The sequence below is a fragment of the Cereibacter sediminicola genome (assembly GCF_007668225.1).
In the GTDB taxonomy this organism is placed as follows: domain Bacteria; phylum Pseudomonadota; class Alphaproteobacteria; order Rhodobacterales; family Rhodobacteraceae; genus Cereibacter_A; species Cereibacter_A azotoformans.
In genome coordinates, this window is the sequence record NZ_VDEK01000065.1 from 1 (window position 1) to 7,373 (window position 7,373).

A 7,373-nucleotide genomic window follows, 5' to 3' on the forward strand; every position below is an offset into this window, starting at 1 on the left:
AATTGGACGCCGATCACCCCGCCTGGGGGGTCAAAATTGCACGCCGAAACACAGGGGGCGGCTGATTTGCCTCGCGATGCAAAGGCGGGGCTCGTCCCCGCCGGCGGAAATCAGTCGCCCTCCGTCCTTGAAGGGGCGGCACCTTTGACGGCCGCCTGCCCATCTCTTGAAGGCCGCTCGGGTGACGGGTGGATGAGATTGCCCGGGAAGAGGCAAAACGACGATCCAGAGCCACGACAGGGACCCGTGACCCCTGCCCCGCTGTCCCTTGCCAGCCCCTCCGCGACGCTGCTCAGCCTGACAGGCGATGCCGATCCTCTGGCCCGATCTGCCCTGCCAGATGCTGGCGCAGTGCCTCCTTGCCGTTCGCCCGGAGATCATCGTTGAAATCCCCGAGAAGCGGTTCCAGCACCCGCACGGAAATCCCGACCTCAGTTGCTCTGGCGCCTAACCTCTCTGCTGCGCTACGCCCCGCCGGATCGCGGTCGATGGCGATGTAGAGGCGCTGGAGCCCCTCCGGCAGCAGGACCGCCCCGAGGTGACCCGACGAGAGCGCCGCCCAGACGGGAAGGCCCGGCACTGCCTCGATAAGTGACAGCATGGTCTCGATGCCCTCGCCGATGACGAGGATGTCGTCATGCGGGATGAGCCTGACGGCATTGCCGAGGAGGTGACCCATGGCACGCCGCTGCGTCTCGACCCGCGCCTTTCCCTGTCCGTCTGGCGCAAGCCAGGTGCGATGCACGCCCTGCAAGGCCCCTGCCCCGTCGGTGACCGCCGCGATCAACGCCGGTCTAGGGATGCTGCGGGTCTGGCCCTCATCCCGATGCCAGCACTTCGAATGGAAGCGCAGGGCGCTCATCCTGCCGCCTTGGGTCAGGCCCCGGGAGCGGAGGTAGGTGTCTGCAAGCGTGCCCGCGACCGGCACCGAGGCTGCAAACAAGCGCGCCGCCGTCGCTGGCGTGCCCCCGGGGGCTTTGGCCTTCTTCGGCATTGGCGCATCTGGGAGGACCAGCTGCGGACGGCCCAGATGCGATCGGGCCTCGGCCAGAAGATCGGGAAAGCGGGAGATCCCGGTCCTTTCGCGGATGATGTCGAGAAGATCGCCATGCTCGCCCGTGGCGCCGTCGGTAAACTTGCCAGCAGCACCCGGCCCAGATGCAGGCCCGGTCAGGCGCACAAAGAGCGAGCGGCCTGGGTTGTTCTGCAGATCGCCGACGATCCAGTAGGACCCTTCCCGCCGTCCGGCGGGAAGGTAGGCGCGACACACACCTTCGGCATTTTCCGCCAGAGCGCGGATCACATCTTCGGTCTCGGAATACATGGCTCAACAACCCCCGCGTTCATGTAGTCCCGTTACCGGACAACGTGCAAGCAGACGATCCAGCACGGCAATTCCGCCCGAGTCCGCCGGGCAGAAGAGACGCAGCTTCCAGCTGATGATCTCCGAGAAGAAGCCATCGGCCTTGAGGCGGTCCTTCGCCGCTTCTGTGAAGCCGGACAGTTCGATCCGGTTTACGCCCATGACGCGCGACCGGTGGAGTTCCATCCCCTCGGCGAGCCGCACGACCGTCTTGCCTTCAAGCACGAGGGCGTGGACCTGCGCTGCCGTGAGCTTCGGCGCATCAGCGGCCAGCGTGGTCGCGACCCAAGACGGCGAGACGCGGCGACCGATGATGCGCTGGCCGTCGTCGGTCTGCAGCCGGTAGACGCGGGTTTCATCCTGCGGCAGTTGCTTCCAGATCGGCAGCAGCAGGCCAGCGACGATGTGCAGCGTGGCTTCCGAGAACTCGGGCACCTCGGCCAGTTCCGCCGTCCAAGCGGCAGCGAAGGCCGCGCGGTCGGCCTCCAGCCAGTGGGTGTCCTCCATCGTCCTTGCTGGGACGGTGCTGGCCTCCGTCGGGCGGACCAGCCTCAGGCGCGACTCGATCGTGCCGTCATCCAACATCAGGCTGGTGGCGGGCACCTGCACCGCGGCCCGGCCCGAGCGGCCGTTGACCAGAAGGCGTGCTTTAGGGTCGTCGAGCCAGTCCAGCGCATCCGCGAGCGCGGTCGGCGTGTTGCGCCGCTTTTCCGCGATAGTGAGGAGTTGGGTTTCAGCGCCGGAGCCTGGATGGGTGTAGATCACCCGAGCATCGGTGACGCGGAAGCTTTCGGCGCGCAGGGTCTCCAGCCCGAGGTCGTAGACACCGGCGGCAATGGCGCCCTCGATGCGTTGGTCGAGCAATTCCTCAAAGACCGAGAAGAGCACGGCCTGCATGTCGATGGTCAGCGCGAGCAGGCGATTGAGGAAAGTGGTGATCGGAGGCAGGTCGTCCTTCAGACCGTTGTCATCGGTCAGACTGAGTCCGGTCGCATCCTCGAACGCCCCGAGCGAGCAGCCCGCCACATCGCCGCGGTAGATGCGGCGGTAGAGCTGCCGCAGCGCATCGCGGGCATAGGGGCTCTCGAGGTTATCCTCGGGTCGGAACAGCCCCTGCCCGCCGGTCTGGCGCTGGCCGCGCGTGATCGCCCCGAGCGTGTCGAGACGGCGCGCGATGGTCGAAAGAAACCGCTTCTCCGCCTTCACATCGGTGGCGACGGGCCGGAAGAGCGGCGGCTGCGCCTGATTGGTGCGGTTCGTGCGCCCAAGGCCCTGGATGGCGGCATCGGCCTTCCAGCCGGGCTCCAGCAGATAGTGAACCCGCAAGCGCTGGTTCCTGGCCCCGAGATCCGCGTGATAACTGCGACCCGTGCCGCCAGCGTCCGAGAAGATTAGGATGCGCTTCTGGTCATCCATGAAGGCGGCGGTCTCGGACAGGTTGGCAGAGCCGGCACGGCTTTCGACGACGAGGCGCGCAACAGGACCCTCGCCCTTCCGCACAATGCGGCGCGACCGGCCCGTGACTTCGGCCACGAGGTCGGTGCCGAAGCGCTGGACGATCTGGTCGAGCGCCCCCGGCACCGGAGGAAGCGAGGCTAGCTTTTCGATCAGCGCGTCGCGCCTGCGGGCGGCCTCGCGGCATTCCACCGGCTGGCCGTCGCGCACGACAGGCCGCGACGACAAATTGCCTTCGCTATCGGTGAAGGGCTCGTAGAGCTGCACCGGGAAGGAATGGGCGAGGTAGTCTAGGACGTACTCGCGCGGGGTGATGTCGACGCGGATGTCGTTCCATTCGTCGGTGGGGATGTCCGACAGGCGGCGCTCCATCAGCGCCTCGCCGGTCGAGACGATTTGGACGACGGCTGCGTGGCCTGCCGAGAGATCGGCCTCGATGCTCGCGATCAGCGTGGGGGTCTTCATGCTGGTCAGCAGATGCCCGAAGAAGCGCTGCTTGGCAGACTCGAAGGCCGAGCGCGCGGCGGACTTGGCCTGGCGGTTCAGCGTGCCGTTCTCACCCGTGATGTTGGCCGCCTCCATCGCGGCGGCGAGGTTGTTGTGGATGATGGCGAAGGCCCCGGCATAGGCATCGTAGATGCTGCGCTGCTCGGGCGTCAGCGCGTGCTCCAGCATCTCGTATTCGACACCGTCATAGGAAAGCGACCGGGCGGTGTAGAGGCCAAGGGAGCGCAAGTCACGCGCAAGGACCTCCATCGCGGCAACGCCACCGGCCTCGATGGCCTCGACGAATTCCGCCCGGGTGGCGAACGGAAAGTCCTCGCCGCCCCAGAGGCCGAGGCGCTGCGCATAGGCGAGGTTATGGACCGAGGTCGCGCCCGTGGCCGAGACATAGACCACGCGGGCATTGGGCAGCTTGTGCTGGAGCCGCAGGCCCGCCCTGCCCTGCTGCGAGGCTTCCGTGTCACCGCGCTCGCCCTTGGACCCTGCAGCATTCGCCATGGCATGGCTTTCATCGAACAGGATCACCCCGTCGAAATCCACGCCCAGCCAGTCCACGATCTGGTCGACGCGGGATTTCTTGGCCCCGCGTTCCTCGGAGCGCAGCGTCGCATAGGTGGTGAAGAGGATGCCCTCGGTCAGCGGGATGTCGCGGCCCTGCGCGAAACGCGACAGAGGCGTGACCAGCAAGCGTTCCTGCCCGAGTGCGGACCAGTCGCGCTGCGCATCCTCCAGCAGCTTGTCGCTTTTGGAAATCCAGAGCGCCTTGCGCCGTCCCTGCGCCCAGTTGTCGAGCAGGATACCAGCGGATTGGCGGCCCTTGCCCGCCCCGGTGCCATCGCCGAGGAAGAAGCCACGACGGAAGCGGATGGCGTCCGCAGCATCGTCGGGTGCGGCCGAGACCATGTCGCCGGTTTCGTCGACAATCCAAGACCCCGCGAGATAGGCGCCATGCGCCTCGCCCGCGTAGATCACGGTCTCAAGTTGGGCGTCGGACAGCAGGCCGTCGTTCAGGACGGCGGTGGGGAGTTTCGGGCGGTAGGTGGGTTTGGGGGGCGAGACCGAGGCCATGGCCGCTGATTGCACGAGCTTGGTCGGGTGCGGGGCCGCGCCGGGGATGTCGATGGCCTGCAGGCCGAAGGTCTCGTAGATCGCATCGGACAGGCGCGCGGTATTGGTCTCCGCAGTGGCATCGCGCAGGATGTAGGCCAGATCTTCGGCATCGATCTGCGCGGGGGTGTTGGTGGGGGGCGTGGTACGCGATGTGCCGATGGCCCTGCGCGTGGCGCGGGCAGGATTTCCCGGAAAGGGGGAAGGGCGGCCCTGCCTTGTTGGATCAGATGGCCCCAACTCGAGGCGCGGGGGGACGTGGGTGGTGATAAGCGAGAGCAGGCTGGCAACATCCGGCGAAATCGGGCGCACCAGATCAGCCGTGATGCCACCCCGTTCACCACCCCGGCACTTGTCCAAGACCGAGATCCGGGTCTCGAAGCTGGTGCCATGCTTGGCAAAGGCGGCACCGGACACAGCGCCGGTGAAGACCAGATGGGCACTCTCGGTCAGGCGGCCGAAGGTCTCGGACCAGGCGGGCGCATCCGGTGCGAAACCTGCGCCGGTGATCGCGACCAATCGCCCGCCGGGAGCAAGGCGCGCAAGCGCCGAGCGCAGATGCCGGGCCGTCGCCTCGGTCGTCCGGCCATCGACATTGGCCATCGCAGAGAACGGCGGGTTCATCAGGATCACGCTCGGGCGCAACCCTGCGTCGAGGTGATCGTCGATCTGCGCGGCGTCGAAGGTAGTGACGGGACGCCCCGGGAAAAGGTGACGCAGAAGATCGGCTCGGGTCTCGGCCAGCTCGTTCAGAGCGAGGCTGCCGCCCGCGATCTCGGCGAGGATCGCCAGAAGACCGGTCCCGGCCGAAGGCTCGAGGACCAGGTCGCGCGGTGTGATCTGCGCTGCAGGAAGTGCCGCAAGCCCCATGGGCAGCGGCGTCGAGAATTGCTGGAAGCGCTCCATTTCCTCCGAGCGACGGGTGTGCGTCGGCAAGAGGCCCGCCACCTTGGTGAAGATCGGCAGCAGCGCCGCGGGCGAGTCGGCCCGGGCCAGCAGCGCGCGGCCGAACTTCCGCAGGAAGAGAACCAGCGCCACCTCGCCGGCCTCATAGGCCAGCTTCCAGTCCCAAGCGCCATCGGCATCGGAGCCGCCAAAGGCGCGCTCCATCTCGATCCGCAGACGCAGCGCGTCGATCTGAAACCCCTGCGCCAGATCGGGCTGCAGAGCTTCGGCGGCAGCGAGGATCGCGGGCGCGGGATCACAAGACAGGACAGGAACGGGAGACGCAACGGGTGAGAGATAGGTCATCGGGAAACTCCGGAATGAGGGACAGGATCAGCCCCGGACGCCCTCTCTAGGGCACCCTCAGGCCTGATCTTCCCCGACCCTCCTTTCCCTCTCGAACCGAGGCGTCCCGGTTGCTTGACTTGATTTTGTTCCTGTTATGTTCTATCTTGAAAGCCAAGCCAGCAAGGGAGTTTCCCGATGGACAGCACCACATACGCCCTGCCCGCGACGCCCAAGCAGATCGCCTATGCGCGCTCGCTCGCCCTGCGCAACCAGACCCTCCTGCCTTGGGAGGTTCAGCAGGATCGCCGGTCCCTGAGCGCCTGGATCGAGGCACAGGCCCAACTGAAGCCGGTATCCGAAATGGATCGGCTGCCCACGTCGAAGCAGGTAGCCTTCGCGGAGAAACTCGCCCGGATCAAACGGCGCGCAGTTCCGGACGAATGCTTCCGCGACAAGGGGCTGATGTCGAAGTGGATCGACGGGAACAAGTAACGAGATTGTATGGGGCGCTCAAAGAAAGCTAGGATCTGTTGACGTTCACCGGAGTCGGATGACTGTCGCCACAATTGCGATGAAGTCGGAGAAGCTGCTGTCTGTCTTGCAGCACCTTGTGGCGATCCCTCTGTATTCTTTCAACTTTCCGAAGAAGTTCTCGATCAGGTGCCGCCATTTGTAGGAGTCGCGATCAAACTCTGCCGGAAAGCGGTGATTGGACTTTGGCGGGATGACGGCCTCGATCCTGGCCTCTGCCAGCGCCTCGCGGAGCCAGTTGGCGTCGAACGCCCGGTCAGCAAGGAACTGGCCACAGGTCAGCCCATGATCAGCGCCGCCGTGCCGCGCAGATCATGGGCTTGCCCGGGCAGCAGGCGAAAGTCGACCAGGTTGCCGAGCGCGTCGGCCAGAGCCATGATCTTGGTCGTCACGCCGCCGCGAGAACGCCCGATGGCCTGGCTCTGAGTCCCCCTTTTGCGCCCTGTCCGTGGCGGTGAACCTTGACGATGCTGCCGTCGATCATGACATATTCAAAGTCGGCGTCAGCGGCCAAGGCTCTGAAGATACGATAGAATGCGTCGGCCTTCACCCATCTTCGGAAACGTTTGAAGACCGTATTCCACGTAAGGCTCCGCCGAGGGCCGCCTGCCGGGGCCTGGTTTTATGACTTACGTCATGACGTATGTCATGCGCTAAGGTCATTTCACAATTTGAGGTCTTCGCGGCGGGCGAGCTTGGCCGCCGCCGGACCTGGTCGGACGCGGAGAAGATCCGCATCGTCGAAGAGAGCTATCTCGGTCACCGGCAGGGCTCGGTGGTCGCACGCCGGCACGGCATCTCGCGCGCGCTGCTGACGCAATGGCGGCGCGCCTGGCACAAGGGGCTGCTGGACGGCGGACGTCCGGTTTTCACGCCGGTGGAGATCGGCCCAGATCTTCGTGACCGACAGCGGGAGGCACCGGCCATGCAAGGAGAGGATGCCCACGCGCGGATCGAAATCACGCTGGCGAACGGCCGACGCCTCGCCGTGTCGGCAGACATCGAGGCGGTGGCGCTGACGCGCCTCGTGCAGGTGCTCGAACGCGCATGATCGCCTTTCCAGCGGGAACGCGGGTGTGGATCGCCGGCGGCGTCACGGACATGCGGTGCGGGATGAACTCGCTCGCGCTCAAGATCCAGCAGGGGCTCGGCCGCGACCCGCATGGCGGCGAGATCTTCT

At 66.0% G+C, this 7,373-nt stretch carries 6 protein-coding genes; 3 read left to right on the forward strand and 3 right to left on the reverse strand.

What is annotated here, in order from left to right; genetic code table 11:
* Positions 1 to 292: 292 nt before the first annotated feature.
* Entirely contained in the window at positions 293 to 1,324 is a 1,032-nt protein-coding gene (locus tag FG154_RS19810; RefSeq protein ID WP_145111716.1) for a DUF7146 domain-containing protein, read from the reverse strand.
* A gap of 3 nt (positions 1,325 to 1,327) precedes the next feature.
* Positions 1,328 to 5,680: a strawberry notch family protein gene (locus FG154_RS19815; RefSeq protein WP_145111719.1), complete on the reverse strand. Its 4,353-nt coding sequence runs from the start codon at positions 5,678 to 5,680 to the stop codon at positions 1,328 to 1,330.
* A 177-nt stretch (positions 5,681 to 5,857) separates the two neighbouring features.
* Between FG154_RS19815 and FG154_RS19820 the strand changes: the two genes are divergently transcribed.
* The gene (locus FG154_RS19820) at positions 5,858 to 6,154 is read left to right on the forward strand and encodes a hypothetical protein (RefSeq protein ID WP_145111722.1); all 297 of its coding nucleotides are present in this window, start codon (positions 5,858 to 5,860) and stop codon (positions 6,152 to 6,154) included.
* Between the two features lie 45 nt (positions 6,155 to 6,199).
* Here the strand turns inward: FG154_RS19820 and FG154_RS21955 are convergent, their stop codons facing one another.
* The gene (locus tag FG154_RS21955) at positions 6,200 to 6,475 is read right to left on the reverse strand and encodes a transposase (RefSeq protein ID WP_145111728.1); all 276 of its coding nucleotides are present in this window, start codon (positions 6,473 to 6,475) and stop codon (positions 6,200 to 6,202) included.
* Between the two features lie 361 nt (positions 6,476 to 6,836).
* Between FG154_RS21955 and tnpA the strand changes: the two genes are divergently transcribed.
* The gene (gene tnpA, locus FG154_RS19835; protein ID WP_011910609.1) at positions 6,837 to 7,244 is read left to right on the forward strand and encodes an IS66-like element accessory protein TnpA; all 408 of its coding nucleotides are present in this window, start codon (positions 6,837 to 6,839) and stop codon (positions 7,242 to 7,244) included.
* A partial coding sequence (gene tnpB / locus FG154_RS21960) for an IS66 family insertion sequence element accessory protein TnpB (protein ID WP_145111725.1) occupies positions 7,241 to 7,373 on the forward strand: 133 nt, incomplete at its 3' end. The genes tnpA and tnpB, both read left to right, overlap by 4 nt.

Excerpts from the sequence above, each read along its gene's own strand:
- FG154_RS19810 (WP_145111716.1), bottom strand. The coding sequence starts at position 1,324 with ATGTATTCCGAGACCGAAGATGTGATCCGCGCTCTGGCGGAAAATGCC.
- FG154_RS19815 (WP_145111719.1), bottom strand. The coding sequence starts at position 5,680 with ATGACCTATCTCTCACCCGTTGCGTCTCCCGTTCCTGTCCTGTCTTGT.
- FG154_RS19820 (WP_145111722.1), top strand. The coding sequence starts at position 5,858 with ATGGACAGCACCACATACGCCCTGCCCGCGACGCCCAAGCAGATCGCC.
- tnpA (WP_011910609.1), top strand. The coding sequence starts at position 6,837 with ATGTCATGCGCTAAGGTCATTTCACAATTTGAGGTCTTCGCGGCGGGC.